Consider the following 24,610-nt stretch of genomic DNA (forward strand, 5'->3'; position numbering starts at 1 on the left):
GCAGCTTGACTATTGTCAATCAACCTGCACCTGAAACAGGCAATCATGGTTCCGCGAAGCGCCGAACAAAAACTGTCGTTGCCGTGCCAAGGCGTCCTTTCGACAAACGACAGCGCTCCGGCGCTTCGCACCGGATGGCCGACTGATTTCAGCAGAAGCGAGGTCCTCATGACTGGAAAAGTCTTTCTAATCGGCGCGGGACCCGGGGACCCGGAACTCCTGACGCTCAGGGCGATGCGCATGCTGCAGGCGGCGGACGCCGTGGTCTTCGATCGGCTCGTCTCGCCGGAAATCCTGGCGCTTGCTCCTGAAGGGGTCTTGAAGGTGCCGGTCGGAAAATCCGCCGACAATCATCCCGTGCCCCAGGAAAGGATCAATAAGATCCTGGTCGATCTTGCCCTTGAAGGCAGGACGGTCGCCCGGCTCAAGGGCGGGGATCCGCTGATCTTCGGACGCGGATCGGAAGAAGCGGAGCATCTTGCCGCTCATGGCATTGCCGTTGAATATGCACCGGGCATCACGGCGGCGCAGGGCGCCGCGGCAGCGACGGGCGTGCCGCTGACCCATCGGGGGCTGGCGACAGGCGTGCGCTATGTCACCGGCCACAGGCAGGCCAACGGTACTCTGGATCTCGATTGGAACAGCCTTGCCAGCGCGGAAACGACCCTGGTCGTCTATATGGGCGTTGCCAATATGGGCCAGATCGCGATGCGGCTGGTGGCCGAGGGCCTCAGCGAAACGACGCCCGTGCTGGCCATCGCCAACGCAACCACACCACGCGAAAAAAGACTCTTTTCACAGCTTGGCCGCATCGCGCTCGACGTGCGGGACGCCGAACTGACGGCACCCGTGCTCTTTGTCATCGGCAAGGTCGTGACCTTGAGCGCGGAATGGTCCGCTCAGGATCTCAAATCCCTGATGACAACGGCCGACAGCGGAGCTGCCGGAAGGCGGATCCATGCTTAAGGCGCTGCTGACAGTTGCGTTCTGTCTTCTGGTGATCACAAGCCTCGCGGTTGCGGAGGAAACCGGTTCGCCAGCCAAGCTCGTCAACCTTGTGCGCCAGGACTGCGGCTCCTGCCACGGCATGACGCTGAAAGGCGGGCTAGGCCCGGACATCCGGCCGGAGGCGCTGCGCCACTACGATATCGACACGCTGTCCCTGGTTGTTCTGGACGGCATTCCGGAAACCGCAATGCCGCCATGGCGGCCGATCCTGTCCGAGGCCGATGCCAAACGGATCGCCGAATACCTGCTTGAGGGAGACCTGAAATGAAGTGGCTTTGCGGGGTCGCGCTGGCGGCCATGTTGACAGGTGTTGCTCAGGCGCAGAATGTCGTCGCCACAGGTGACCTAGGCCTCGTCGTTGAGCGCGCCTCGGGCGCGCTGTTGCTGGTCGATCAGTCCGAGCGTGCCGCGCTGGCGCGGATCGGCGGTCTCGGCGATCTCTCCCATGCCAGCCTCGTCTATTCGCCGGACGAACGGTTTGCCTATGTCTTCGGCCGCGACGGCGGCCTCACCAAGGTAGACCTGGTCGAAAAGACGATTGCAAAACGCGTCGTCCAGTCGGGCAACGCCATCGGCGGTGCCATTTCCGACGATGGCAGGCTCGTGGCCGTCTCCAATTATGAACCCGGTGGTGTGCGGGTCTTTGATGCCGATACGCTGGAGATGGTCGCCGACATTCCCACGGGCTCAAAAACCATCGGTCTCGTCGATGCTCCCGGCCGCCGTTTTGTTTTCACGCTGTGGGATGCGGGCGAGACCTGGATTGCCGACTTGTCCAAGGACGAGCCGAAGATTACCAAGATCGCCGGCATCGGTCGCAATCCCTATGACGCGCTCATCACGGGCGATGGCCGTCTCTATATCGCCGGCCTGTTCGGCGAGGACGGCCTGACGGCGCTCGATCTCTGGGAGGAAACACCCAAGCCCATCAAGGTGTTGCCGGAATATGGCCGGGGCGAGGCGGAGATGCCGGTCTACAAGATGCCGCATCTGGAAGGCTGGGCGAAGGCCGGGAACGAGTTTGTCCTGCCTGCGGTCGGTCACCACGAGGTTCTGTGGATCGACGGAGAGACGCTGGAGGAGACCGGGCGCACGCAGACACATGGGCAGCCCGTCTTTGCGATGGCGCGTCCGGACGGACGTCAGGTCTGGGTGAACTTCGCTCATCCGCTCAACGACATCATCCAGGTTATCGACACGGTGACGAAGACGGTCGTGCATGAATTCAAGCCCGGTCCTGCGGTCCTGCATATGGAGTTCACGCCGCGCGGCAACGAGGTCTGGGTCTCGGTCCGCGATGCCGGCAAGGTCATGGTCTACGACACACGGACTTTCGAGAAGAAAGCCGAGATCGACGCGGACAGCCCCTCCGGCATCTTCTTTACCGCCCGGGCACACAGGACGGGGTTGTGAGCCATGACCAGCTTCATCGATCCGATTGATCTTTCCCTGCTCGACAACTGGCAACGGGATTTCCCATTGGTCGAAAGACCTTTCGCGGAAATCGGTGCGGCCCTTGGTCTGGCGGAAGAGGACGTCATCGGCCGGTTCGCGCAGCTGCTCGCTGCCGGCAGAATCTCCCGCATCGGCGGAACCTGCGCACCCAATACTGTCTCCGCCAGCACACTGGCAGCGATGGCGGTTCCACAGGAGCGGATCGAGGCTGTCGCTGAAATCGTCGGCGCCAAACCGGGCATCAATCATTCGTATCTGCGTGAAAACCGCTGGAACCTCTGGTTTGTCGCTACGGGTCCGGACCGCGGTCATGTCGACGAGGTTCTGGAGACCATCCGGTCGGAAACGGGGCTCGCCGTTCTCGACCTGCCCATCATCCGCCCGTTCAACATCGATCTCGGTTTCAGCTTGAATGGCGGATCGGACCGGCCAACAGCGCCCCAGCCAACAGCGCCCCGACCGGTCCGGTTGGAGCGACTGCGGGAGGGAGACGATGACCTCCTGCAGGCTCTGACAACGGGCCTTGCCCTCGACACGCGTCCCTATCTTCGGATCGCGGAGGCCCTGCGCCGGCAGGAAAGCGATGTTCTGGAGCGCCTTGCCGATCTCCAGAATTCCGGCATTATCGCGCGCCTTGGCGTGATCGTGCGACACCGTGCGCTTGGCTGGCGTTCCAACGCCATGGTCGTTTGGGATATCGAACCCGAGCGGATCACCGCGGCCGGGCCCGTGCTCGCCGCCTTTCCGGGTGTTACGCTGTGTTATGAACGCCGCCCCGTCGCCGGCAAATGGCCCTACAGGCTCTATTGCATGATCCACGGCCGGAGCCGTCAGGAGGCGCTGGATGTGCTGGCGCGGGTTCGCCGGTTGCCGGAAGTGGCGGGCGCCGCGCAGGAGGTCCTGTTCTCCAGCCGCTGTTTCAAGCAGACCGGCGCCCTGATTTCCCGCCGGGGTGTGGCCGCATGACTCGTGCTCTTTCAGACCTGGAGCGGATCCTGATCAACCGGTTGCAGGATGACCTGCCGCTGGTGCCGCACCCCTTCGCCGCTTTGGCGCGGGAGCTGGACCTCAGCGAGGAAGAGGTCGTCGGCCGTATCAGAAGTCTTCGCGACGATGGTTTGCTGACGCGCTTTGGTCCTTTCTTTGATGCCGAGGCCCTCGGCGGCGCGTTCTGCCTTTGCGCCATGGCTGTTCCGGCGGAGCGTTTCGAGGAGGTCTTAACCAAAGTCAATGCCTACCCCGAGGTGGCGCATAACTATGAACGGGACCACAGGCTGAATATGTGGTTCGTGCTGGCAACCGAAAGCCAGGCCGCCATTGCCGCGACCGCCGCTGCAATCGAGCGGGACACGGGCCTGAAGGTTCTCCTGTTTCCGAAAGAACGCGAATTTTTCATAGGCTTCCGCGTGACAGCATGAGCTTGGACCCAAAGGACAGAACGATCGTCGAGGCAACGCAGGCGGGCCTGCCGCTGGTGCCCGCGCCCTTTGCCGTGGTCGCGGAAAATCTGGGACTTTCGGAAGCGGAGCTGATCACCCGACTGACACGGCTGAAGCAGGACGGCATCATTCGCCGGATCGGCGCCGCCCCCAACCACTATCGCCTCGGCATGACGGCCAACGGCATGACGGTCTGGGATGTCGACGATGCCCATGTCGATGCTCTTGGCGAAAAGGTGGGCGCGCTCGCCTTCGTTACCCATTGCTATCGCCGCCCGCGGGCCCTGCCGGACTGGCCCTACAATCTCTTTGCCATGGTCCATGGCGAGACCCGTGAAGAAGTCCAGTCCAAGCGGACCGAAATTTCGGCACTGCTAGGCAGTGCGAGCCGGGCAGGCGACATCCTGTTTTCCACCCGCATCCTGAAAAAGACCGGCATGCGCCTGCGCGGCAAGGAGGCTTGAGCCATGTTCCGTTTGTCGGAATACATGCATCAGATCGTGGAGCAGACGCCCGTGCGTGTGCGGCCGGCCAACGGGCCGGTGAAACCCGTGGTGATCTGGAACCTCACCCGGCGCTGCAATCTCAAGTGCCGGCACTGTTATACGGTGTCGGCCGATGTCGACTTTCCGGGTGAACTCAGCCATGAGCAGGCCATGGAGACCCTGGAGGATCTCGGCCGCTTTCGGGTGCCCGCGCTGATCCTGTCCGGTGGCGAACCTCTCGACAGGAAGGATCTTTTCAAGATCGCCACCCGTGCCCGCGCCCTTGTGCGCATGTTGGCCCTGTCGACCAACGGCACCAAGATCCATGGTGATGCGGCAGACCGGGTCGCCGAAATCGGCTTCGACTATGTCGGCATCTCGATTGACGGCATCGGCGCCACGAATGATTGGTTTCGCGGCGTCGACGGTGCCTTTGAAACGGCCCTGCGGGGTGTGCGCGCTTGCAAGGCGCGCGGTATCAAGGTGGGCCTGCGGTTCACCCTGACCGAAGGCAATTCCGAAAGTCTGCCGGACCTCTTGCGCCTGTGCGACGACGAAGGCGTCGACAAATTCTATCTGTCTCATCTCGTTTATGCGGGCCGCGGTGACAAGCATCGCGGCGAGGACGCCGAACACAGGCGCTCCCGCTGGGCGATGGACCTGCTGCTGGACCGGGCCTGGCAGGGCATCAGCAGCGGACGGCCGCTTGACATCGTCACCGGCAACAACGATGCCGACGCGGTCTATTTCCTGGCCTGGGTCCGGAGCCGGTTCGGCGATGAAAAAGCGGAACATGTCCGCAGTCATCTTGCTGCCTGGGGCGGCAACTCATCCGGGCTTGGCGTTGCCAATATCGACACGCTCGGCAATGTCCATCCGGACACCTACTGGTCCGACTACACCATCGGCAGCGTCAAAGCCGTACCGTTCTCGGAACTCTGGACCGGAGAGGATCCGATGCTGGCCCAGCTCAGGACCCGGCCGCGGCCGCTGAAAGGCAGATGCGGCGCCTGTGCGTTCAAGGATGTCTGCGGCGGCAACACCCGTATCCGCGCGCTGCAATTGACCGGTGACCCGTGGGCGGAAGATCCGGCCTGTTATCTCAATGATGAAGACATCGGGCTTAGCGGCTCCGCAGGCGACCGCCTCGCCGTGACCCCGTTTCGAGGAAAACGCCATGATCCGGCTCATCGTTTCGCTTAGCGCCCTGGCGCTGGCAGTCACCGCACCGCTGGCGGACCCGGCGCGCGACTATGCCGACAATTGCCAGGAATGCCACGGCGCTGAACGGCTGGGCGGATTGGGACCGGCCCTGATCCCCCAGACACTGGGCCGGATGCGGGGTCCCAATCTCGTCTCGGTTATCCGAGATGGCCGCGAGGCGACCCAGATGCCAGCTTTCGACGAGATCCTTTCTGCTGAGCAGATCGAGGCCCTAACGGTCTATCTGAAAGAGCCGCTTGCAGAGGTCCCGCCCTGGACCGAGGCCGAGATCATGGCCAGTCGGCTGATGAATGAAGACTACACGCCGGTCGACCAACCCACCTGGTCCTCCGACCCGATGAACATCACGCTCGCGGTCGAGACCGGTGACCATCATGTCAGCGTACTTGATGGCGACACGTTTGAGCGGCTGGATCGGTTTGCAACGCCCTTTGCCGTCCATGGCGGACCGAAGTTTTCTCCTGAAGGGCGCTTCGTTTTCATCATGTCGCGTGACGGCTGGGTGCAGAAATACGATCTCTATGCGCTGCAGGAAGTTGGCCGTATCCGGGCCGGGCTCAACAGTCGCAACATCGCCATCAGCCATGACGGCAAATGGCTGGCAGTTGCCAACTACCTGCCCAATTCGCTGACCATCCTGTCGACGGATGACCTGAGCGTTGCCAAGGTCAAGGAAGTAAAAGGTAAGGACGGAACACCGAGCCGGATCTCGGCGGTCTATCAGGCCCCGCCGCGGGAAAGTTTCGTGCTGGCCCTGAAGGACGTGCCGGAGATCTGGGAAGTCTTTTATGGCAAAAACCCACCCGAGATGGGGTTTGCCCATGACTGGCGCATGGAAGGTCCGATCAAGACCGGTGATCCCTTCCCGGTCCGCAAGATCACAACACCGGATTATCTCGACGATTTCTTCTTCGACCAGAGCTATGAATATGTCATGGGCGCTTCGCGCAGCGGCGACGGCGGCCAGGTGATCGATCTGGTGATCGGGCAGAAAACGGCGGATCTCGACCTACCGGGCATGCCGCATCTTGGATCCGGCATCACTTGGAAATACGGCGACACGACCGTCATGGCGACCCCGCACCTCAAGGACGGTGCGGTCACGGTGATCGACATGTCGACCTGGCAGACCGTGAAGCGGATTGAGACACTCGGTCCCGGTTTTTTCATGCGCAGCCACGAAAACTCGCCCTATGTCTGGGTCGACGTTTTCTTCGGTCCAAACAAGGACGTCATGCATGTGATCGACAAGGAAAGCCTGGAAATCGTCAAGACACTGAGGCCGGTCGAAGGAGCGACGGTGGCCCATGTCGAATTTACCAAGGACGGCCGTTTTGCCCTTGTCTCCGTCTGGGAAGATGACGGTGCGGTGATCGTCTATGACGCTGAGACCCTGGAAGAGGTCAAGCGCCTGCCCATGCGCAAACCTTCGGGAAAATACAATGTCTGGAACAAGATCACCTTCTCGGAAGGAACAAGCCATTGAGGCCGTGCTGGTCGCGCATGGACAGCCGTCGCAGCCGGAGGCAGGTGAAGCGCATCTGCGCGCACTTTCACAAAAGGTCCGCGCGTTCCTACCCGGCTGGTCCGTCCGCTCCGCGACGTTGGCTCAGCAGGGTAGTCTGGATCGGGCTCTCGTTCAGGCCGGGTCCGAGCCGTTGGTTTTCCCGGTCTTCATGGCTGAGGGCTGGTTCACGCAAAAGGCGCTGGCGGGCCGTTTGACGGGAACAGGCGCGCGACAATTGCCGGCCCTGGGTGTTCATGCCGACCTGCCGCAATTGACGGCCCGCTACCTGGACGAGGTGGCCGGGAAGTCCCATTGGCGGACCTCCGGCTACGAGGTTTTGCTGGCAGCTCACGGATCGGCGACCTGTGCGGCGACGGCCCAATGCACGCTGCGCTTCGCTGCCGGGCTGGCGGAAAACCTGGGGGACGTGCCAATCCGTATCGGCTTTCTGGAAGAAACTCCGTGGCTTCGGAATGCGGCAGCCCGGTGTGGCCTGAAAACGCTGCTGTTGCCGCTTTTCGCCGGCAATGGTGGTCATGTCACGAAAGATATTCCCGAAGCGCTCGATGAGGCGGGTTTCAAGGGTCTGCGTCTGGCACCTTTGATCGAGGCTGCTTTCATTCCAAAGCTCATCGCCTGTGCGCTTGAATGTGCCAACAGCAAGGATCTCGCGGCATGACAGGTATCCAAACCGGCTGGCCCCTTCGCAAACTGGCGATCCTGCTCTATCCGTTCACGGCGGCAGCCGTTGCCATCAACCTCTTCATGCTCGGTTTGATGGGGCAGGCCATCGGCCTGCCGGCGCTTTCACCTATCACCAGCCTTTGGATGTCCCTGCCACTTGGTGTTCCCGCAACCTGGCTGGTGGCCAGATGGGTGCGCCGGCTGATGGATGAGGCTGACGGCGTGAATTAGTGGCCGAGAACAGGTGGAACTGTCGCCGTGATGGAAGGGGGATTGATGCAGGACAAAAGCGCGAAATCTAAAGCTTCGCTCATAGCCGCCGTGTTCGCGATGCTGTTCGGGTCCGCAACAATCCTGTCCGGCGGCTGGGTGCTGTTCGGAGGCGATGGGCCGAGGACAGCCGCCGGTGCCGTCGTCGATTATGTGCTCTGGTTCAACTTTCTGGCAGGGTTCGGATACGTCTTCGCTGGCATCGGGATTCTGAAACGCCAGCGCTGGACCCTTTGGCTCGCGCTCGCCGTGCTGACGGGTACGTTCATCGTCTTTCTCGTGTTTCTGGTTCATGTTCTGGCGGGCGGGGCACACGAGATTCGCACCTTCTTCGCGCTGATCTTCAGGCTGGCCTTCCTGGGAGGGATGACCATGATCGCACGCTCTGTAGGGGGGCGCTGAAGAAGGAGGTGCCAAGGGCTTGCCAGGTCTGTCGTGGAAATGGAGCGGACACTTCGCGGTGTCCGACCATTCTGCATGACTGAATTATCCGAGAAATCTCACCGCGCCATCCTCGCGCACCACGAAGGCCCGCGTTTCGGGAAATCCGGCAAGCGCCGAGGCGAGCCTCTCCTCGCCGCAAACGAGCGCGGCGGTGGAGAGCCCGTCTGCCAGGGCTGCGGTCGGAGCAAGGACGCTGACACCCGACAGGCCGCCATCCACCGGCCGGCCCGTTCGCGGGTCGAGAATATGCGACCGGCGGCCCGCCTGATCGAAGGTCGTGCCGAGCCGGGCCGAGCTAGCAACCGCTGCATCGGTCAGCCGTATTTTTGCTTCGGCTGACGGCATTTCGGAGACCGGCCTCAAGGTGACCGGCCACCCTTTTTCCTCGTCGAAATCCAAGTCCGGCAGACCGCGCGCAGCGATCTCTCCGAGGTCGACCAGGAGATCCCGGCAGCCATTGGCGGCCAGGAAGGAATTGATCCTGTCGGTGACATAACCCTGGGCGATGCCGTTGAAGGTCATCGCCATGCCCGGGCGAAGATAGCGGATCCTGCCGGGTTCGACCGAGACATGCCTGAGGCCTGTCGATCTGCGCGCGGCCTCGAAGTCCGTCCCGGTGTCACCCGTCGCCTGCCGGGCATAGTGGACCCAGAGCGGCTGTACTGTCGGATCGAACGCGCCTTCTGTTGCAGCATGTACCCTTGCACAGAGCCCGAGAAGGTCGACGAGATCCAGGGAGGGCGCTTCGAGCCGTCCTTGCGTATTCAGCCGGGCAAGTTCGCTCTCGGGCCGATACAGACTGAAGATTGCTTCCAGCCGGCGGATCTCCGCCTCGATGCGGCCGAAGAGCCATTGAGCTTCACCAGCATCTTCATGCAACAGATTGATTTCCGCGCCAGCACCAAGGGCGATCCCGCGCCAGCGATGAAGTTGTGCCTTGTTATCGCCAAAGGCGGCACCGACCGGTAACGCCAGACCGGCTGCACCGGCCGCGCAGATCCGCAGGAACCGCCTGCGGCCGAATTTGCGGGGGGTGCCTGTCGACGGGCTCATTGCGAAACTCCCCGCATATCGTGTGCAGTCACTGTTTCTGCCGACGAGACATCCACGGAACCAAGGACATAGTTCGCGGGTATGTCCTTGAAGCGCAGGACGCTGCCACCGTGTGCCGAGGCGAAGGTCCTGGCGCCTTCTTCGCTGCCGAAGGGAATGGCTTCCGGAGCCCCCATGCCGCCGGTCTGCCGGCTGCCGGTGACGAACCAGGCCTTGTCCGCTTCGATCCAGTTGTCGGACCCCGGCTGCGCCCAGCTTTCCGCCTTGTCCATGTCATTGACGTAGATCGCGGCGATGTCCTTCGGCTCTTCCGGGGACAGCGTGAAAGCGACCGCGTCACGGACCTGGGTGAACCAGATCGGATTGTCGAAGCTCTTCAGGTGTATCTGTGCCTTTGGACCGTCATGTTCGAGTACGGTCATCTGGCAATAGTGTCCGGCGGCCTCCGGCGTCAGGGCGATAGCTGCGGGTTTGACCACCTGAACTTCATCCTGGCAGGCGGTCACCAAAGTAAGTGCAAAAAGGGCGATGAGCGTGTTCTTCATGGCGCAATTCTTCTGACAAGAAGGGCCGATCCCGCCAGGGCCAGGCCGGCAAAGGCTGCGAGGGAGCCAAGGGCAAGCATCGGATCGAAGGGAAGGGTTTCCGCGACACCAGCCATGCCACCGACAAGGTCGCTGGCGCCGAGGGCTGCCAGGTTGAACAGGCGGAAGGCGTCGGCCGGGTTGAGCAGGATCGCATAGGGAAAGACATCCGCGGCAAAGACGCTGCTCGGATTGGCGACCAGCGCGCCGAGCAGCGCAAGATCATAGAGCACCACCAGAAACAGCCATGCCGCAATGGCCGACGCCGCGGCAGTGCGGGACTGGCGCGTCAGCGCGCTCAAGACGTAACCAACCGAGAGGAAACAGATCCCGAGAAGGATCGAGGTCACGATCAGTCGGCCGAAATCCACGAGGCCGTCGAGCGATCCCGATCCGGCCGCAACCAGAAGTCCCGCCGTCAGGCCATAACCGACGACAAGCGCGAAAGAGAGCACAAGCGAATGGCCGAGAGCCTTGCCAATGAGGAACTCGAAACGGGAGATCGGGCAGGACAGGGTCATCAGCAGCGTGCCCCGTTCCACTTCCCCGCAAATGGCATCGAAGGCGAGCAGGAGCGCAATCAGCGGCACGAGATAGACCGAAAGGCTCGCCAGCGAGGCGACGGTAATCGTCAGTCGATCGACACCGAGCGTGCCGGCCGGCGCCGAGCCGAGCAGGGCGAGCGCCAGCGAGAACACCGCCAGGATTATGGCGGCAAGCAGGATCCAGCGGTTGCGGATGCCGATGCGTATTTCCTGGCCCGCGATGGTCAGAATTCTGGAAAACATCGCTTATGACTCCCTGTTCGCGGCATTGGAAAAATGCCGGTAGACATCGTCAAGGCTCGGCGCATGGACATCGACATCCTCCACCAGCCCGCCGAGAGCGCTGATGGCAGATAGCCGCTGGATCTTGTCATCGGCGTTGCAGTCGAATTCGACCGAGCGTCCGTTCATACGGCCGCCGCCGAGACACTCGGAAACGTGTGCGACGTCCTCCGGGCGGGTCCAGACCTTCAGTCTGATCGGCAAGCCGGCCTGGGCTCTGAGCCTGCTCAGGATATCGTCGGCGACGAGTTTTCCTCTGGAGAGGATCAGGATCCGGTCAGTCCGTGCCTCGAGCTCCGTCAGGGCGTGGGACGACAGCAGCACGGTCGTGCCCTGACCGGCGATCTCGCCGATCAGCTCATAGACGTTCTGCCGCGAAATCGGATCGAGCCCGGTTGTCGGTTCGTCGAGCAGGATCAGCTTCGGCCGCCCGATCAGCGCCTGGGCGAGACCGAGACGCTGGCGCATGCCCTTGGAATAGGTGCCTACCCGACGTTTAACTGCATCCGCCAGACCGACCCGGTCGAGCAGCGGCAGTGCGGCGGCGGGACTTTCGCCCTTCAGCCTCGCATAGAAGGTCAGGACCTCCCTGCCGGTGAGCGATCCCGGAAAGGCGACGGATTCCGGCAGATAGGCGGTGCCGGCACGGGCGGCATGGCTGCCGGGAGCGGACCCGAGCACCGAAACATCGCCGCCATCGCGTTTCAGGAAACCCAGCACGATCTTGAACAATGTCGTCTTGCCGGCGCCGTTATGGCCAAGCAGGGCGACTCGTTCGCCCGGGTTCAGCGAGAAGGAGACGCCGTCCACGGCCTTGAGACCGGCAAAAGTCTTGCAGACAGATCGAACTGACAGCGTTGGCGAATGAAAATTTGTCTCGGTCATCCTTGAACTCCCGCACTTGGGAACGCCTGCGCCGGGGGATGCATCAGCGGGGCGGTGTCGACGATGCCGCCGGGCAGCAGCGCCGGAAATTGCGACTGGGTCCAGCGCAGCAGCTGCACCGCGGGGGAACCGACGAGCAGCTTGGCGGACGGCTGGGTCCACAAGACCTGGTCAATCATGTCGTTGGGCCGGTATGCGGTATCCGCGATACCGTCGCCATTCATGTCAAAGGCCGGGTGGTCGCTCCAGAAATTGCCGCGCCCGTCCGTGCTCCAGTCGAGCTGCCGGCTGCCGACATATTTGACCTGTGTCCGGTTTCCGACGAAGGCATTGCCTTCAAAGGCGTTGTTGGCGGATCCGGCGGTAAAATGGACACCGATCGGGCAGCCCTCGAAGCGGTTGTCCGTCACCTTGTTCTTGTTGGCATTGTACATGAAGAGGCACTTCTCGCCGCCGCCTTCCACCTGATTGCCGCTGATCTCGGCGTGGTTGGCATAGTTCAGCATCAGGCCGTGGTTTCGGTCGCCGATGGAAACGTTGCCGCGGACCTTCAGGCGGTCGGAGAACATCAGCGCGTAGCCGATGTCGTTGCCTTCGGAGATGTTTCCCTCGATGACACCGCTGTTGCCGTGCATGTAGTGGACGGCAAAGCGCAGATCCTCGAACCGGTTTGCGCGGAACGTGTCCTTTGGACTTGTGTTGACGAAAATGCCGTCGCGACCGAAGCGGATGGTGTTGTGTTCCGCCAGAAGTCCGGGCGCGTTCCAGACATATATGCCGTTGCCGCGCTCATTCATGCGCAGGTCCCGGCGGCCTTCGATGAGATTGTTGGAGACGGTCGCATCGCGCGCCCCATGGACATCGACGCCCGTCAGGTTGTTCAAGATACGGTTGTTGCGGACGATCGCGCGATGCGCCTTTTTGGTGAGTTTCACCCCGGCGTCGAGGGTCTCCTGCGACAGGCCGGAACCGGTCAGGGTCAGGCCTTCCACGACAACGTCCGCAACCGCTACGGTCACGACGCTACCGGTGCCGGTGCCGGTGATCCGGGCCTTGCCTGCGCCCGCCAGGGTCACCGGTTTGTCCAGTAGGACTGGCCCGGCATGGTTGCCGGGAGCAAGCCGGAGAATGTCCCCGGCCTGCGCTTTTGCAAGGATCTCAGACAACGCGCCCTTATCAGCCGGCACTTGCCATTCCCCGGCAGTCAGCGGCCCTGTGGCCGCAAGGCTGGCGAGGAGTGTGGCAGAGAAACCGGTCAGTCTGAAGATGGCGCGGTGCATGGCTTTATGCGTTCCTCGGTTCGACGAACATCCGGCCGCGCATTTCCATATGGAGCGCATGGCAGAACCACTGGCAGTAGAACCAGTGCACACCCGGCCGTTCGGCGATGAAGGTTACCGATGCGGTCGCCTGCGGTCCGACCTCCATGGCAATGCCGTAATTGGACAGGCAGAACCCATGTGTCAGGTCGTCGATGTCGTCGATATTGGTGACGTAGATGGTCACTTCGTCGCCCTGCTTGACCGTGAACTTCTCAAGGCTGAAGGTCGGTGCGACGGAATGCATGTAGACACGCACCTTGTTGCCGTCGCGGACGACGTCGGCGGCGTCTTCCAGGTCGATGCCGTCGGCAGCCGCCTGGGCGACCGCGTCGGCGAACATCGGATTGTCGCGGTTCCAGACAATCGCCGGGTTCACCTTGGAGCGGTGCACGATGATGCTGTCATGGGGCTCGGCGAAGGTCGGGCCGTCATGAACGACCTTCATGTCGTCGCTCGAGATGTCGATCAGCTGTTCGTTCTCCGGTTTCAGCGGGCCGACATTCAGGAACCGGTCCTTGGAAAACTTGTTCATCGAAATCAGCCACTTGCCGTCCGCTTCCGCGGTTTCCCCCATCGAAGTGGAGTTGTGGCCCGGCTGGTAATGCACATCGACCTTGGAAATGATCGGGTCGACATCTTCTCCCGCATAGGCGCGGATGGCCTTGTCGACGTTCCACTTCACCACCTGGCTGTCCAGGAACAGCGTGGTGAAGGCATTGCCCTGGCCGTCGAACGCGGTGTGAAGCGGGCCGAGACCCAGTTGCGGCTCACCGACAACCGCGGAGCGCGGATCGGCATTATCCGAGAACAGGGCATCCACCTTGGTCACATCGATAATTGACACCGTCGGCGACAGTTTGCCGTTGATGACGATGTGCTTCTTGTCCGGCGCCGCGTTACAGCCATGCGGGCTGTTCGGGATCGGGATGTAGCGGGTGAACTGGGAGTTCGCCTCCTTGCGGCCGTCGACGACCGGCACACCGTTGAGCTCCTGATAATTCCCGGCCGCAACAGCGGCCTCGATCGCCTTGATGTTGAAGACGACGCAATGATCCAGTTCGCTCTCGGTCATTTCGGCAAGGTTCATGCCCATTTCCGAGTTGTAGCTGGTCGAGAAGGCATATTTGCCCTGGTAGTCGGCGTCGGTGTTGTCCAGGTTGCCCGAGACGATCACCTGCCAGGCAACCTTCATTTCGTCGCCGTCGATGGCGGTAAAGATGCACGAGTATTGCGACGGGTCGTCCAGGATCTTGCCGTCATTGACAAGCGGAGCCTCATGCTCGCCATTGGCGAAGATGTAGCCCGTGCGCGGATATTTCTGCGGCCGCATGCCGTGGATGTCATGCGCATTCGGGATCTCGATGATCTTGTCGCATTTCATCGTCGAGCAATCGATGCGGGCAACGCGGGTGTTGGCCTTGTCGTTGGCGAAGATATACCGGCCGTCATAGGTGCCGTCAGTGAACGACATGTGCGGATGGTGCAGGTCGCCGTTGTCATAGGTAACCTTGCCCTGTGCGGCCAGGAATGCCTTGGTTTCCGGCAACAGGCCTTCGGTCAGGATTTTCAGGGATTCGTTGGTCTGTCCCCAGCCGGTTGCCGAACAGCGGTTGAACACCGGCACACGCATCAGTTCGCGCATGGACGGAACCCCGAGAATGCGCAGTTCACCGCTCTGTCCGGACGACCAGAAACCGTAATATTCGTCCAGTTCACCCGGCGACAGCTCGAACTTCTGATGCCCTTCCTGAGCAAAGGCCGGATTGGCGCCGGCCACGGCGACAGCGCCCATGCCGGCGACAACTGCGGTCTTGGCGGTGCCACCCAGCAGATCGCGGCGGGACACGCCCTGTTTTTCTTCAAACTCCTTCATGGCATTTCTCCTTGTTTGCCTGGTGAAGGTTATTCGGCCGGCACCGTCTTTGCCGTCTTGGCATCCGGTTCCGGCTTCACGAGCCCGGTCTGCACTTCGAACCGCCGTCTTTTCGCGAGCTTCTTGATGCAAACGGGACATTTCTGATCGTGCTGATAAAGGACCTGGCAATGCAGGCAGTTCAGGCACTCGTTGGGATTGATGTGGCCTTCCGGATGGATGGCCTGGACCATGCATTCCTTGGCGCAGCGATTGCAGGGATTGCCGCAGTCCCGGTAGCGCTTCAGCCAGTCGAACATCCGCAGGCGTGCCGGGATGGCGAGCGCAGCGCCGAGCGGGCAGAGGTATCGGCAATAGAAGCGTTCGATGAAGAGCCCGGCGACAAGAAGCGAGACCGCGAAGAGAACGAAGGGCCAGGCGCGCTGGAACTTCAGGATGATCGCTGTCTTGAACGGTTCGACTTCGGCATAGTGCTCGGCGACATCGAGCGAATAGAGCGACAGTCCGAAGAGGCCGAGGAAGACGATGTATTTCACCGGCCACAGGCGCTCATGCAGACCCCAGGGCACCTCGAACTGTGGAATGCGGCACAGCTTGGCAATCCGGTTGGTCAGCTCCTGCAGCGCACCGAAGGGGCAGAGCCAGCCGCAATAGGCACCGCGTCCCCAGAAGAGCAGGGCGGCAGCGACTGAGAACCACAGCAGGAACACCAGCGGATCCATCAGGAACGCGTCCCAGCTGAACTCGCTCGTCAGGGCGGAGAAGAAGGCGAGCACGTTGACAACCGAGAGCTGGGCGTTCTCCATCCAGCCGAGCCAGACCAGCGTGAAGGTCAGGAACCCGATGCGGAACCAGAAGGTGAAGCGCTCGTTGCGGGTCACCTGCATCTGGAAGAAGAACACCAGCGTCAGCACCGCGACGGCTGCGCCGAGAACGATGACATCCGCCTTGCGGTCGTTCCAGATCCGTTCCCAGAGCTCCTGGACGCCCGTGTCCCTACCGGCGGCGGTGCCGCCGGCCTGTGGCGCTGTGTCGGATGCAACTGCAGCCGGCGCCGAAGTCTTCAGGTAGACATCGGGCAGAAGGTAACCGAGATCAAAGGTCAGGAACACCTTGTCGATGGGACCGACCGGCCTTTGCACCAGCAGCTGCAGACGAAAGTCCTTCGCCGGATCGAAACCGGACTCCGCCGGAATGATGAAGAGATCCATCTCGGAAAAGGCCGGAGCTCCCGCCGCCGCAATTTCGCCGACGCGGTTGTGCTGACGGTCGTGGAAGCGAACCGAGATGTCGTCCTGGATCAGCTGGATACGGTCGAAGATGCCGCCGCGGACATAGCCCGATCCCTTGAAGGAATAGCGGCCCCGGGCGGCAACGAGGATGGCATGGTCGCCCTCTTTCAGGCGCTTCTTAAGGTTGGCATATTCGGCTTCGCCCAACAGCGACAGGCCGATGGAGGGCACATCAGCAAGGGCCAGGTAAAGATCGATGAAGGTATCGGTTTCCGGCCCGGGCTCCGGGCGCTTCAGCGCGCGCGGATCGCCCTGCTGCCGGAAGGCGTCATTGATCTGTACCACGTCGAGGGAGAGGCGGCGCACGGAGCCGTCGCCGGTCAGGCTTGTCCAGTCGCTGACGTCTTTCCTGTCGGGATCGATATCCTTCTTGGGACCCCGGTCCGCGACATCGGGGGCAAGGCCGCCCAGTCCCATGAGCCGGGCAACCTTGAGACCGGAGCGGACAATGGAATCGTCGATCACCATGATCGTCACGGTGGCGCCGGAGATGATGTCGAGGTCGTGGGCCGAGCCGCCGCTCGCGGCTTCAACTTTCAGGTCCAGACCGGCATAGCCTTCGGTGACACCGCGGATCTTGGCATCCGGAATGCCGATAAGGACGATGGGTTCGGAATGCTTGACCAGCCGGACGCCGGTGATGACGGCATCCTTGTCGACACCCACCAGCGTGTGGATGGGCTTGCCGGAATAACCGGTAGTGGAGACGAAATCGGAAGTGAGATAGACCCAGCCGAGCGTTTCCGAGCCCTTCAGCGCGGGAACGACCGGCACGTCCGCCTTCAAGGCTCCGAAGCTGTCCGCACCGGGAACCAGGTCGCCCGGCTCAACCTTCTCCAGATAACGGGTGACCAGCGCCTCTGCCGCTTGCGTGGCAGACGTTCCGGCTAGGCCCGAAAGCATAGCAAGGCACAACAGGGCAAAACTGAAAATGTGACGGGGACGACCCACGAGATGTGCTCCGGAAATCCTAGTTTATCTCTTGGAGCCTGTTGTCGGTCCTGGGAGGCCTGGACGTCTTGACGATAGTCAAGCCGGCCGAAATTGTTTTCGCTCTGCAGCAAAAAGGAACGCCTGGTAAGCTTGAGTCTCAAAGGCTGTTGGCAATGAGTGGACCCACCCTCGTCATCCCGGCTCGCGCTACGCTTGGCCGGGATGACGACCGAGAGGACTATCGACACACAGTGTCGCTCCCCCAGCTGAGAGCGTCCTAAAATCAAAGAATTATTTTCGCTGTCGTGGCTGGGTGAGGATCGGAAAATAGACCCAGGAATAGAGCCCGAAAGCCAGGATCCAGAGACTGCCCGACAGAAGCATGGTTTCGAAATAACCGCAGACGGGGAGGGCGAAGGCACGCACCAGCGCAGCAACGATCAGGGCGAGATAGGCTGCAACGATTGGCCTTGAAACCGTCAGCGGCCGGCCTGCATGCCCAAGCGACGCCCTTGTCATCATCGCTAAGGTCATGCTGCCGATCGCGCCGACTGCAAGAAGATGAAGGGCTGCCGTCTCCTGCCAGATCCCGGCCAGCAAGGTCAGGCCATAGAGCAGATACCCGGCACCAAGCAAAAGGAAGGCGACATGCAGGATCCAGAGGATCGGTTCCTTGCGGGTCGCAGGACCCTGCCAGCCGGTAAGACGCATGAGAGTGACGATCCCCGCCGCCACGCAGAGGGCACCGAGTGCAGTTTCTGGCACAAAGGGCAGGCAGGCGAGCGTGGTCAGAAGGGATAGCAGGATGCCGCACCGGTCGAGCCAGGCCCGGGAGCGGGGGAGGTCATCTTCCATCCCCTGCCGGATCAGCGCATTGCGGGTAAAGGCGGGAACGACACGTCCACCGATGACGGCAATCATTGCGGCGCTGGTGAAGATGCCGAGCCGCGCACCCGCCTCTGCATTGCCCCCGGTCCAGCCGATCCAGTCGAGATGCATCATGAGATTGCCGGAAAAGAGCGCGGTAAGCAGTGCCAGGAACACCATGTTCCGGGTCTGCGATTTCTGCGCCAGACGACCGATCACAGCCGAAGACAGGACCGGAACGAACGCAAGATCGACCGCGGCGACAAGGATCGGATCGAGAACTGCAGAAAACCAGACAGCCAGTCGCCCCGCCAGCCAGACCAGGCCGCTGAAGGTGACAAAGGCCGCGCCCGTTTCCTTGGTTCCCGTCCAGCTTGGCACCGCCGTCACGAAGAAACCGGCCATCACCGCAACCGCATAGCCGAACACCATCTCATGCGCGTGCCAGAGCTGCGGCGCCATGGCGATCGGAACCGCCATGGCCTCACCACCGGCGGCTTGAATGCCAAGCCATAGCGTCCAGACCGTCATCGCGAGCACCGAGAAGAGCCCGGCGGAGAGAAAGAAGAAGCGGAACCCGGCGGTGAAGACCGTCGGCACCCGGAAGGGCGTTCCCTGGTCCCTTGAGGGAATGCTGGCTGCCATGGTGATGCCCTTTGCAAAAGTCGGGAATTGCGGGACGGCCGCGTCTCCCGGGCCGCTGAAGGGCCATGGTCACAGGGTTGAAATCCGGATGTCTTGACTATCGTCAAGTTGTCCCGGCGCAAGTGTCGCGCAAATCCGGGTTTCCTTCGGCAACTTTCGCCAGCGCGACAAGATGCCCGGAGCATCTCGACGCCAGGCTGGAAAGGAACAGAAGACTTTCCGCGTGATCGCGCAGCTCCTGGGAGGAGAGAGGCGCGGTGCTTATCTGCCCGAGATCCGTCAGGAAGGAAATCCCCGCAGCAAGATGCCGGTAATCGGCGGCGATTTCCCGGGTAAGCTCCGCGCGGGTCTTCAGCCTGTGCCAGGTCTCGATGGCCCGGATGGTCCGGTCGAGCTCGCTCTTGCAGGTGCAGGGCATGTCGAGCCCGGCCAGTTCCCGATGGATCTGCTCCAGGAGATCGCTGTATTCGGCTCCTGTCAGACTGGCAGCGCTGTCTTCTTCCATCCCGCGTCTCCGGCCAGATAGGCGTTGCTGAGCGGCCCGGGCAAATCCAGAGCCTCCAGCTTCGTCTCGAATTCGTCGGCGTTCATGGCACCGTCGAGAAAGCTCCGGAACAGCCTGGCGACGGCAACCATGTCCACCGTGTGTGGTGAGAGGCGAAGCCGCTTGACGCCTGAGGCTGTCAGATGTCCGCTGGTAAGTCCGGCGACGTGGCAGGTGTCGGAAAGGGTCTGTATGCCGTTGGCGGCCAGGAACCGGCGCCCGTCCAACGTCTCCACCAGCATGCCGTCCGGATCCCTGTCACAGACGAACTGGCAGGAATCCTTGCGCAACCCATGTGTCCTCGCGTGGTAGCAACGCGACGACAACGCCAGCGGCAGCCGGCCGAAGGCAAAGAGTTCGACTTCCACTTCCGGCACCAGCGCGGCGATCTTCTGGGTCGAGGCGAGCGGCAGCTCCACAGGCGGGCACCAGACAGTCGCGCCGCGGCCAGCCAAGAGGGCAAGGCTCGCCTCGTTATAGATATTGAGGAAAGGCCCCGCTGTGAAGGCGCGGCCCGAACAGGCCGCCAGCATCGACATATCGTTGATTTCGATCGGCAAATCATAATCCGCCTGCTGGCGCAGGACCTCCCGCTCGCGTTTGTTGACCGGCTGGGCGAGTGTCGACAGCACCACCCTCTTGCCAGCGGCCGTCAGTCTGTCGATGGCTTCCGGCCAGACCGGATCGGTAAAGGGCATGCGTTTGCCGCAAACGACTTCGCCGAGATAGACAACGTCAATCTCCGCCTCGTCCGCGATGCGGCCGTAGAATTCCGTGAGCCTGTCCGCCGGCCAGTTGAAGAGGCAGGGGCCAAGGGCAAGCTCGATCCGGGTCACGTCCGTCATGGTCACCGCCAGGTCTTCTTGTAGGAACCGGCGGTTTCCCTGCCGCCTTCCGAAAACGCTTTCAGCGCGGCAATGGCAGGTTTCGGGTCGCCACCGCCGGAAAGACTGTCGACCGCCTTGCGAAAGGCGCTGACGACACCGGCGATATAGGCCTTGCCGCGCTGCCGACCTTCGATTTTGAGGGCGGTCACTCCGGCTTGGGCGAGATCGCCCAGGAATTCGAAGGCATTGAGGCTGACCGGGTCCTCGAACAGATATCCGGTCTTGCCTTCAGCGGAAAACTGCCCCTTGCAAAGCGTCGGGTATCCGGCCGCCTGTCCGGCCTCGAACCTGTCGATGGTGAAGCCGCCGAGCCGGGCGAGCAGCTTGCCGGATGGGTCTTCGTGGTAGTCGACATGATCGGGCGGCGAACAGACGCCGGTAAGGTTCGGTGACTTGCCGGTGGCATAGGAGGAGAGCGAACAGCGTCCCTCCGTCATCACGCAGAGCCCGCCGAAAACGAAGACCTCCATCTCCACCTCGATCTCCTTGTTCAGCGCCGCGATCTCGGGCACGGACAGCACCCTCGGCAGCACCACCCGCTTGACGCCGAAGGTCTCCGCATAGAACCGGATCGCCTCCGGTGTGTTGGCGGCGGCCTGGACGGAGAGATGAAGTCTCAGGTCTGGATGATTGCTGGCGGCATGGTCAAGCACGGCAAGATCGGCCGCAATGATGGCATCGGCGCCGCAGCGCGCCGCCGTATCGACGGCTTCTGTCCATAGGCCGACACTTCCGGCCCGGGCAAAGGTGTTGATGGCAACCAGAACCTTCGATCCCTTGCGGTGCGCGTGGTCGACGCCGTCGGCAAGGTCTTCCCGCGTGAAATTGAGGCCGGGGAAGTTCCGCGCGTTGGTCTCATTGGCGAACCCGCAATAAATGGCATCCGCACCGGCATCGGCGGCGGCGCGCAGGGCAGCGGGCGTTCCCGCCGGACAGACAAGCTCCATCGGTCTTGTCCCGGTCATGACAGGTGCCGGGCACTGCCTGCGGCGGGCTTGGATTTCTGCGCATAGGCGCGCACCTGGCCGAGCAGCCGGTCGCTGAGCGCGTTCACCCAATCGGCGGAGCGTCCGCCGAGACCGAAAAAGGCGCCCGGTGTCAGGTCCGCTTCTTCCAGCGTGTTGCGCAGGGCGAGCACGTGTTCGGTCCGTCCCTCGATGCGGAGATCGCGGCTGAAGAACAGGGCGTCGCCGTCGTAGGTACCGTCCAGCAGTCCCAGCAGCACAAGGAAAGGGGCCCGCACGATTGCGGACGCGTCGCCGATCCGGCTCTTGTCGCAGATCCGGACACGCGACGTGTCAGGATCCAGAGACAGCAGGAAGGCATGCGGCAGGTCATCCGGCACGATGGCGATCGGCACCCGCACAACATCCCCGAGCCGGCGGATCAGATCCGGCCGGCGCGCGACGAGGCGCCTGGTCAGCGTCGACAGCAAGGCTTCCATCGGTGGTTTCGGCAAGGGAGAGATGAGAGTGGAAACGAGGGGCGGCAGGCTTTCGGAGGAGGGGTGTGTTTGCATCCGGATCTCACTTTCTGTGGCCAGACCCTAATCCGGTTGCCACCGCCGCCATCTTGACAATTGTCAAGGTGGGGGCTGGCCGTTCTGACGATATCGCCGGACATCCCGAAAGCGCGTTTCAAGGCGCGTTGCCCTATTCCAGCAGACGAGCAGTCCATGACCGGCCGCGACTTGCCTCCATTCCCCAACTTGCGGAAATTCCTAGGTTTTCTGGACCGGCAGGAAGAGCTGAAGGCATTGCAGGCACCGGTCGATCTGCATCTGGAGGCCACCGCCCTGCATCGCAAGGTGATCGGCGCAGCCGGTCCGGCCGTGCTTCTCTCCAATCCCGTCCGTGCGGGCAGGGGCGGTTTTGCCGCACCCCTCCTGATCAATCTTTTTGGCACGGCAAAGCGGGTCGCGAATGGGCTCGGACTGCAGCCGGAGAACCTGCCGGATCTCGGGACCTTCCTGGCCTCGCTGCGCAGCCCGCAGCCGCCGGCGTCCTGGCGGGACGCCCGCAAGCTGTTCCCGATAGCCAAGGCAGGGCTCAATGCCCGGCCGAAGATCGTTGGCCCTGCAAAGGAGCTGTGCAGCGTCGACCCGGATCTGGCGCAATTGCCGGTTCAGACCTGCTGGCCCGGCGATGCCGGACCGCTGATCACCTGGGGCATGGTCGTCACCCGTGCACCGGGCAAGGACGATCCGCGGAGCTACAATCTCGGCATCTACCGTATTCAAGTGCTGGACCGCGACCGGGCGATCCTGCGCTGGCTGCCGTTTCGCGGCGGGGCGCAGCATCATCGGCAGTGGCTTGCTGGCGGAGGCCCGATGCCGGTTGCCGTTGTCATCGGCTGCGATCCCGCAACCCTGCTTGCCTCCGTCATTCCAGCGCCGGGCAATGTCAGTGAACTTGCCCTGGCCGGCATTTTTAACGGAAGGCCGGCACGCCTGGTGCCCTGCGACAGCATCGACCTGCATGTCCCGGCAAGTGCGGAGATCGTTCTGGAGGGCGAGGTGTGGCCCGGCGAGACGGAGCTGGAAGGCCCCTTCGGTGACCATACCGGCTATTACAATGAAGCCGCGCCCTATCCCGTTTTCCGGCTCACGGGCATGAAGATACGCCGGGGGGCGGTTTATCTCTCCACCTTTACCGGCCGGTCGCCCGACGAGCCGTCGGTGATCGGCGAAGCCATGCTGGACATCTTCCGCCCGCTGCTGCGCCAGGCGATCCCGGAAATCCTGGATGTCTATTTGCCGCCGGCGACCTGTTCCTACCGGGTGGCGGTGCTGAAGATCGACAAGTCCTATCCCGGTCAGGTCCGCCGCGCGATGATGGGCTTCTGGTCTCTGCTGCCGCAATTCTCCATGACCAAATATGTGATCGCCGTCGATCCGGATATCGATATCCGCAATTGGGATGAGGTCATGTGGGCGGTCGCCACACGGTCCGATCCGGAGCGTGACCTGCTGGTCCTGACCGACACGCCGGTTGACCAGCTCGATTTCGCGAGCCCGCGTGAAGGCCTTGGCGGCAAGCTCGGCATCGACGCGACCATCAAGATCGGCGCGGAAACATCTCGCGCCTTTGCCGAGAAGCTGATCATGCCGTTGGCTCTGGAAGAACAGGCCGAACGGCTTTTCGCGCTGCTACAGCCGGCCGGAATCCCGGAGCCCCTGTCATGAACCGCTCCAGACGCCTCATTCTCGGAATTTCCGGCGCTTCCGGTGCGGTCATCGCACTTGAACTGTTGCGCCTCGCGAGATCCCTTGGCATCGAGACCTTCGTCACGGTGACCAAGGGCGCTGAACTGACCATCCAACACGAATTGGGGGACGAAGCGCGCGGCGAGATCCGTGGGCTGGCGACCGGGGAATACGCCATGGCGGAGCTCGGCGCACCGATTGCCAGTGGTTCCTATCCCATGGGGGCAATGATCGTCGCCCCCTGTTCCATGCGCAGCCTGGCCGCCATTGCCTACGGCACCGGCGAGGGGCTGCTGGCGCGCGCGGCGGATGTCACGCTGAAGGAACGCCGCCGCCTCGTCCTGCTCGCGCGGGAAGCACCGCTTCATGAAGGCCACCTGGAAGCGATGCTCAAGGTGACGCGCATGGGCGCCATCGTCTTGCCGCCCGTGCCGCCCTTTTATGCCGGCCTTTCCAGCCTTGAGGACATGACACGCCAGATTGCCGCCCGTGCATTGGCGACTGCGGGTTTCGATCCGGGTGACAGTCTGCGCCCGTGGCAGGGCCTGACGGGTTCGGCCACCGACTGAGCCAGCGTACCGGGGGCTATCTCCTTGCGCACTGCGCCGCCTCTGCCTTGCAATTGAAATTCATTCGCAAAAAGTGGACGCGGATTGACGAAAGTCAAAACCAGACCTCCGGTCGCTGGATAAACATGAGGCTGTCATTCCAGTTAATGAGGTTCCCCTTGAAATCGGCCCTGAACTTTGTTGCCCCGCCGTTGGGACGCATCCTCTGGTGGTCGCTCGGGTTGCTGGCGCTCGGACTTGGCGGCCTGGGTGCTTTTTTGCCTGTCCTGCCGACAACGCCCTTCGTTCTTCTTGCCGTCTTTGCCTTTGGCAAGAGTGCGCCGGACCTGCAGAAGAAACTGGAAGAGAGCCGGATGTTCGGTCCGGCGATTGCGGACTGGCGTGCGGCTGGCGCCATTGCCTCGCGTTTCAAAGTGCTCGCTGTCGCAATGATGGCCGGTGCCCTGGGACTCAGCCTTGCGCTGTCCTTGCCAGTCACCGTGCTGGCCGTGCAGGTCGCCTGCATGACCGCTGCGGCGGTCTTCGTTCTCAGCCGTCCAAATGCCGCCCGGTCTCCAACCGATCAAAGTGAGTGCTGACATGACACAAAATGCGTTTCAGGCCTTGCC

Annotated in this window: 26 protein-coding genes; 14 read left to right on the top strand and 12 right to left on the bottom strand. The window is 62.4% G+C overall.

Features of this window, described 5'->3' with window-relative positions; genetic code table 11:
- Positions 1 to 168: 168 nt before the first annotated feature.
- From cobA to M0H32_RS02945, 11 genes are read left to right on the top strand one after another with little or no spacing between them, the layout of a single operon-like run.
- Positions 169 to 966, top strand: a complete 798-nt coding sequence (gene cobA, locus M0H32_RS02895) for a uroporphyrinogen-III C-methyltransferase (RefSeq protein ID WP_248150443.1) — start codon at positions 169 to 171, stop codon at positions 964 to 966.
- Complete coding sequence (locus tag M0H32_RS02900) at positions 959 to 1,276, top strand: c-type cytochrome (RefSeq protein ID WP_248150446.1); 318 nt, start codon at positions 959 to 961, stop codon at positions 1,274 to 1,276. Before cobA ends, M0H32_RS02900 begins: the two co-directional genes overlap by 8 nt.
- Positions 1,273 to 2,421 carry a cytochrome D1 domain-containing protein gene (locus tag M0H32_RS02905; protein WP_248150449.1) on the top strand — a complete coding sequence of 383 codons (1,149 nt, stop codon included), beginning with the start codon at positions 1,273 to 1,275 and terminating at the stop codon, positions 2,419 to 2,421. Before M0H32_RS02900 ends, M0H32_RS02905 begins: the two co-directional genes overlap by 4 nt.
- Before the next feature lie 3 nt (positions 2,422 to 2,424).
- Positions 2,425 to 3,429: a siroheme decarboxylase subunit beta gene (gene ahbB, locus M0H32_RS02910; protein WP_248150452.1), complete on the top strand. Its 1,005-nt coding sequence runs from the start codon at positions 2,425 to 2,427 to the stop codon at positions 3,427 to 3,429.
- Positions 3,426 to 3,881 (top strand): Lrp/AsnC family transcriptional regulator, encoded by a 456-nt coding sequence (locus M0H32_RS02915; RefSeq protein WP_248150454.1) that lies wholly within the window; start codon positions 3,426 to 3,428, stop codon positions 3,879 to 3,881. The genes ahbB (M0H32_RS02910) and M0H32_RS02915 overlap by 4 nt, the downstream gene beginning before the upstream one ends.
- Positions 3,878 to 4,366, top strand: coding sequence for a siroheme decarboxylase subunit beta (gene ahbB / locus M0H32_RS02920; protein WP_248150457.1), 489 nt, complete (start codon positions 3,878 to 3,880; stop codon positions 4,364 to 4,366). The genes M0H32_RS02915 and ahbB (M0H32_RS02920) overlap by 4 nt, the downstream gene beginning before the upstream one ends.
- A gap of 3 nt (positions 4,367 to 4,369) precedes the next feature.
- Positions 4,370 to 5,590 carry a heme d1 biosynthesis radical SAM protein NirJ gene (nirJ, locus tag M0H32_RS02925; protein WP_248150461.1) on the top strand — a complete coding sequence of 407 codons (1,221 nt, stop codon included), beginning with the start codon at positions 4,370 to 4,372 and terminating at the stop codon, positions 5,588 to 5,590.
- Entirely contained in the window at positions 5,565 to 7,097 is a 1,533-nt protein-coding gene (locus tag M0H32_RS02930; RefSeq protein WP_248150464.1) for a nitrite reductase, read from the top strand. The genes nirJ and M0H32_RS02930 overlap by 26 nt, the downstream gene beginning before the upstream one ends.
- On the top strand, positions 7,054 to 7,797 hold the full coding sequence (locus M0H32_RS02935) for a sirohydrochlorin chelatase (RefSeq protein ID WP_248150466.1): 744 nt from the start codon (positions 7,054 to 7,056) through the stop codon (positions 7,795 to 7,797). The genes M0H32_RS02930 and M0H32_RS02935 overlap by 44 nt, the downstream gene beginning before the upstream one ends.
- Positions 7,794 to 8,033 (top strand): hypothetical protein, encoded by a 240-nt coding sequence (locus tag M0H32_RS02940; protein WP_248150468.1) that lies wholly within the window; start codon positions 7,794 to 7,796, stop codon positions 8,031 to 8,033. The genes M0H32_RS02935 and M0H32_RS02940 overlap by 4 nt, the downstream gene beginning before the upstream one ends.
- 45 nt (positions 8,034 to 8,078) lie before the next feature.
- A complete protein-coding gene (locus M0H32_RS02945) occupies positions 8,079 to 8,474 on the top strand; it encodes a hypothetical protein (protein ID WP_248150470.1) in 396 nt (131 codons plus the stop codon).
- 84 nt (positions 8,475 to 8,558) lie between these two features.
- Here the strand turns inward: M0H32_RS02945 and M0H32_RS02950 are convergent, their stop codons facing one another.
- The 12 genes from M0H32_RS02950 to ubiT all read right to left on the bottom strand — a co-directional run bounded on the left by M0H32_RS02950 (position 8,559) and on the right by ubiT (position 21,747).
- Positions 8,559 to 9,569, bottom strand: coding sequence for an FAD:protein FMN transferase (locus M0H32_RS02950; RefSeq protein ID WP_248150472.1), 1,011 nt, complete (start codon positions 9,567 to 9,569; stop codon positions 8,559 to 8,561).
- Positions 9,566 to 10,114: a nitrous oxide reductase accessory protein NosL gene (locus tag M0H32_RS02955; RefSeq protein WP_248150474.1), complete on the bottom strand. Its 549-nt coding sequence runs from the start codon at positions 10,112 to 10,114 to the stop codon at positions 9,566 to 9,568. The genes M0H32_RS02950 and M0H32_RS02955 overlap by 4 nt, the downstream gene beginning before the upstream one ends.
- A complete protein-coding gene (locus M0H32_RS02960; RefSeq protein ID WP_248150476.1) occupies positions 10,111 to 10,941 on the bottom strand; it encodes an ABC transporter permease in 831 nt (276 codons plus the stop codon). The genes M0H32_RS02955 and M0H32_RS02960 overlap by 4 nt, the downstream gene beginning before the upstream one ends.
- Before the next feature lie 3 nt (positions 10,942 to 10,944).
- Positions 10,945 to 11,865, bottom strand: coding sequence for an ABC transporter ATP-binding protein (locus tag M0H32_RS02965; RefSeq protein WP_248150478.1), 921 nt, complete (start codon positions 11,863 to 11,865; stop codon positions 10,945 to 10,947).
- The gene (locus M0H32_RS02970) at positions 11,862 to 13,145 is read right to left on the bottom strand and encodes a nitrous oxide reductase family maturation protein NosD (protein WP_248150480.1); all 1,284 of its coding nucleotides are present in this window, start codon (positions 13,143 to 13,145) and stop codon (positions 11,862 to 11,864) included. Before M0H32_RS02970 ends, M0H32_RS02965 begins: the two co-directional genes overlap by 4 nt.
- A gap of 4 nt (positions 13,146 to 13,149) precedes the next feature.
- The gene (gene nosZ / locus M0H32_RS02975) at positions 13,150 to 15,060 is read right to left on the bottom strand and encodes a TAT-dependent nitrous-oxide reductase (RefSeq protein WP_248150483.1); all 1,911 of its coding nucleotides are present in this window, start codon (positions 15,058 to 15,060) and stop codon (positions 13,150 to 13,152) included.
- Positions 15,061 to 15,089: 29 nt separating this feature from the next.
- The gene (locus tag M0H32_RS02980; RefSeq protein ID WP_248150485.1) at positions 15,090 to 17,255 is read right to left on the bottom strand and encodes a NosR/NirI family protein; all 2,166 of its coding nucleotides are present in this window, start codon (positions 17,253 to 17,255) and stop codon (positions 15,090 to 15,092) included.
- Between the two features lie 321 nt (positions 17,256 to 17,576).
- A complete protein-coding gene (locus M0H32_RS02985; RefSeq protein ID WP_248150488.1) occupies positions 17,577 to 18,797 on the bottom strand; it encodes an NnrS family protein in 1,221 nt (406 codons plus the stop codon).
- 103 nt (positions 18,798 to 18,900) lie between these two features.
- Positions 18,901 to 19,302, bottom strand: coding sequence for a hypothetical protein (locus tag M0H32_RS02990; protein ID WP_248150490.1), 402 nt, complete (start codon positions 19,300 to 19,302; stop codon positions 18,901 to 18,903).
- Positions 19,275 to 20,186 carry a ubiquinone anaerobic biosynthesis protein UbiV gene (gene ubiV / locus M0H32_RS02995; RefSeq protein ID WP_248150492.1) on the bottom strand — a complete coding sequence of 304 codons (912 nt, stop codon included), beginning with the start codon at positions 20,184 to 20,186 and terminating at the stop codon, positions 19,275 to 19,277. The genes M0H32_RS02990 and ubiV overlap by 28 nt, the downstream gene beginning before the upstream one ends.
- Before the next feature lie 2 nt (positions 20,187 to 20,188).
- Complete coding sequence (gene ubiU, locus M0H32_RS03000; protein ID WP_248150555.1) at positions 20,189 to 21,175, bottom strand: ubiquinone anaerobic biosynthesis protein UbiU; 987 nt, start codon at positions 21,173 to 21,175, stop codon at positions 20,189 to 20,191.
- 14 nt (positions 21,176 to 21,189) lie between these two features.
- Complete coding sequence (gene ubiT / locus M0H32_RS03005) at positions 21,190 to 21,747, bottom strand: ubiquinone anaerobic biosynthesis accessory factor UbiT (RefSeq protein WP_248150494.1); 558 nt, start codon at positions 21,745 to 21,747, stop codon at positions 21,190 to 21,192.
- Between the two features lie 156 nt (positions 21,748 to 21,903).
- Here ubiT and M0H32_RS03010 point away from each other — a divergent pair, with 156 nt between their 5' ends.
- From M0H32_RS03010 to M0H32_RS03020, 3 genes are read left to right on the top strand one after another with little or no spacing between them, the layout of a single operon-like run.
- Positions 21,904 to 23,412, top strand: a complete 1,509-nt coding sequence (locus M0H32_RS03010; protein WP_248150496.1) for a UbiD family decarboxylase — start codon at positions 21,904 to 21,906, stop codon at positions 23,410 to 23,412.
- Positions 23,409 to 24,002: a UbiX family flavin prenyltransferase gene (locus tag M0H32_RS03015; protein ID WP_248150498.1), complete on the top strand. Its 594-nt coding sequence runs from the start codon at positions 23,409 to 23,411 to the stop codon at positions 24,000 to 24,002. The genes M0H32_RS03010 and M0H32_RS03015 overlap by 4 nt, the downstream gene beginning before the upstream one ends.
- A 47-nt stretch (positions 24,003 to 24,049) precedes the next feature.
- Entirely contained in the window at positions 24,050 to 24,580 is a 531-nt protein-coding gene (locus M0H32_RS03020) for a YbaN family protein (RefSeq protein ID WP_248150500.1), read from the top strand.
- Positions 24,581 to 24,610 lie beyond the last annotated feature (30 nt).

The organism is Roseibium sediminicola (assembly GCF_023156505.1).
In the GTDB taxonomy this organism is placed as follows: domain Bacteria; phylum Pseudomonadota; class Alphaproteobacteria; order Rhizobiales; family Stappiaceae; genus Roseibium; species Roseibium sediminicola.

Bases quoted from the DNA above. Each gene is read 5' to 3' on its own strand.
- ahbB (WP_248150452.1), top strand. From the start codon at position 2,425: ATGACCAGCTTCATCGATCCGATTGATCTTTCCCTGCTCGACAACTGG.
- ubiT (WP_248150494.1), bottom strand. From the start codon at position 21,747: ATGCAAACACACCCCTCCTCCGAAAGCCTGCCGCCCCTCGTTTCCACT.
- M0H32_RS02915 (WP_248150454.1), top strand. From the start codon at position 3,426: ATGACTCGTGCTCTTTCAGACCTGGAGCGGATCCTGATCAACCGGTTG.
- ubiV (WP_248150492.1), bottom strand. From the start codon at position 20,186: ATGACGGACGTGACCCGGATCGAGCTTGCCCTTGGCCCCTGCCTCTTC.
- M0H32_RS02930 (WP_248150464.1), top strand. From the start codon at position 5,565: ATGATCCGGCTCATCGTTTCGCTTAGCGCCCTGGCGCTGGCAGTCACC.
- M0H32_RS02980 (WP_248150485.1), bottom strand. From the start codon at position 17,255: ATGCTTTCGGGCCTAGCCGGAACGTCTGCCACGCAAGCGGCAGAGGCG.
- M0H32_RS02970 (WP_248150480.1), bottom strand. From the start codon at position 13,145: ATGCACCGCGCCATCTTCAGACTGACCGGTTTCTCTGCCACACTCCTC.
- M0H32_RS02950 (WP_248150472.1), bottom strand. From the start codon at position 9,569: ATGAGCCCGTCGACAGGCACCCCCCGCAAATTCGGCCGCAGGCGGTTC.
- M0H32_RS02935 (WP_248150466.1), top strand. From the start codon at position 7,054: ATGTCTGGAACAAGATCACCTTCTCGGAAGGAACAAGCCATTGAGGCC.
- M0H32_RS02940 (WP_248150468.1), top strand. From the start codon at position 7,794: ATGACAGGTATCCAAACCGGCTGGCCCCTTCGCAAACTGGCGATCCTG.
- M0H32_RS03015 (WP_248150498.1), top strand. From the start codon at position 23,409: ATGAACCGCTCCAGACGCCTCATTCTCGGAATTTCCGGCGCTTCCGGT.
- M0H32_RS03010 (WP_248150496.1), top strand. From the start codon at position 21,904: ATGACCGGCCGCGACTTGCCTCCATTCCCCAACTTGCGGAAATTCCTA.
- ahbB (WP_248150457.1), top strand. From the start codon at position 3,878: ATGAGCTTGGACCCAAAGGACAGAACGATCGTCGAGGCAACGCAGGCG.
- M0H32_RS02905 (WP_248150449.1), top strand. From the start codon at position 1,273: ATGAAGTGGCTTTGCGGGGTCGCGCTGGCGGCCATGTTGACAGGTGTT.
- M0H32_RS02985 (WP_248150488.1), bottom strand. From the start codon at position 18,797: ATGGCAGCCAGCATTCCCTCAAGGGACCAGGGAACGCCCTTCCGGGTG.
- ubiU (WP_248150555.1), bottom strand. From the start codon at position 21,175: ATGGAGCTTGTCTGTCCGGCGGGAACGCCCGCTGCCCTGCGCGCCGCC.
- M0H32_RS02900 (WP_248150446.1), top strand. From the start codon at position 959: ATGCTTAAGGCGCTGCTGACAGTTGCGTTCTGTCTTCTGGTGATCACA.
- M0H32_RS02955 (WP_248150474.1), bottom strand. From the start codon at position 10,114: ATGAAGAACACGCTCATCGCCCTTTTTGCACTTACTTTGGTGACCGCC.
- nosZ (WP_248150483.1), bottom strand. From the start codon at position 15,060: ATGAAGGAGTTTGAAGAAAAACAGGGCGTGTCCCGCCGCGATCTGCTG.
- M0H32_RS02990 (WP_248150490.1), bottom strand. From the start codon at position 19,302: ATGGAAGAAGACAGCGCTGCCAGTCTGACAGGAGCCGAATACAGCGAT.
- nirJ (WP_248150461.1), top strand. From the start codon at position 4,370: ATGTTCCGTTTGTCGGAATACATGCATCAGATCGTGGAGCAGACGCCC.
- cobA (WP_248150443.1), top strand. From the start codon at position 169: ATGACTGGAAAAGTCTTTCTAATCGGCGCGGGACCCGGGGACCCGGAA.
- M0H32_RS02945 (WP_248150470.1), top strand. From the start codon at position 8,079: ATGCAGGACAAAAGCGCGAAATCTAAAGCTTCGCTCATAGCCGCCGTG.
- M0H32_RS02965 (WP_248150478.1), bottom strand. From the start codon at position 11,865: ATGACCGAGACAAATTTTCATTCGCCAACGCTGTCAGTTCGATCTGTC.
- M0H32_RS02960 (WP_248150476.1), bottom strand. From the start codon at position 10,941: ATGTTTTCCAGAATTCTGACCATCGCGGGCCAGGAAATACGCATCGGC.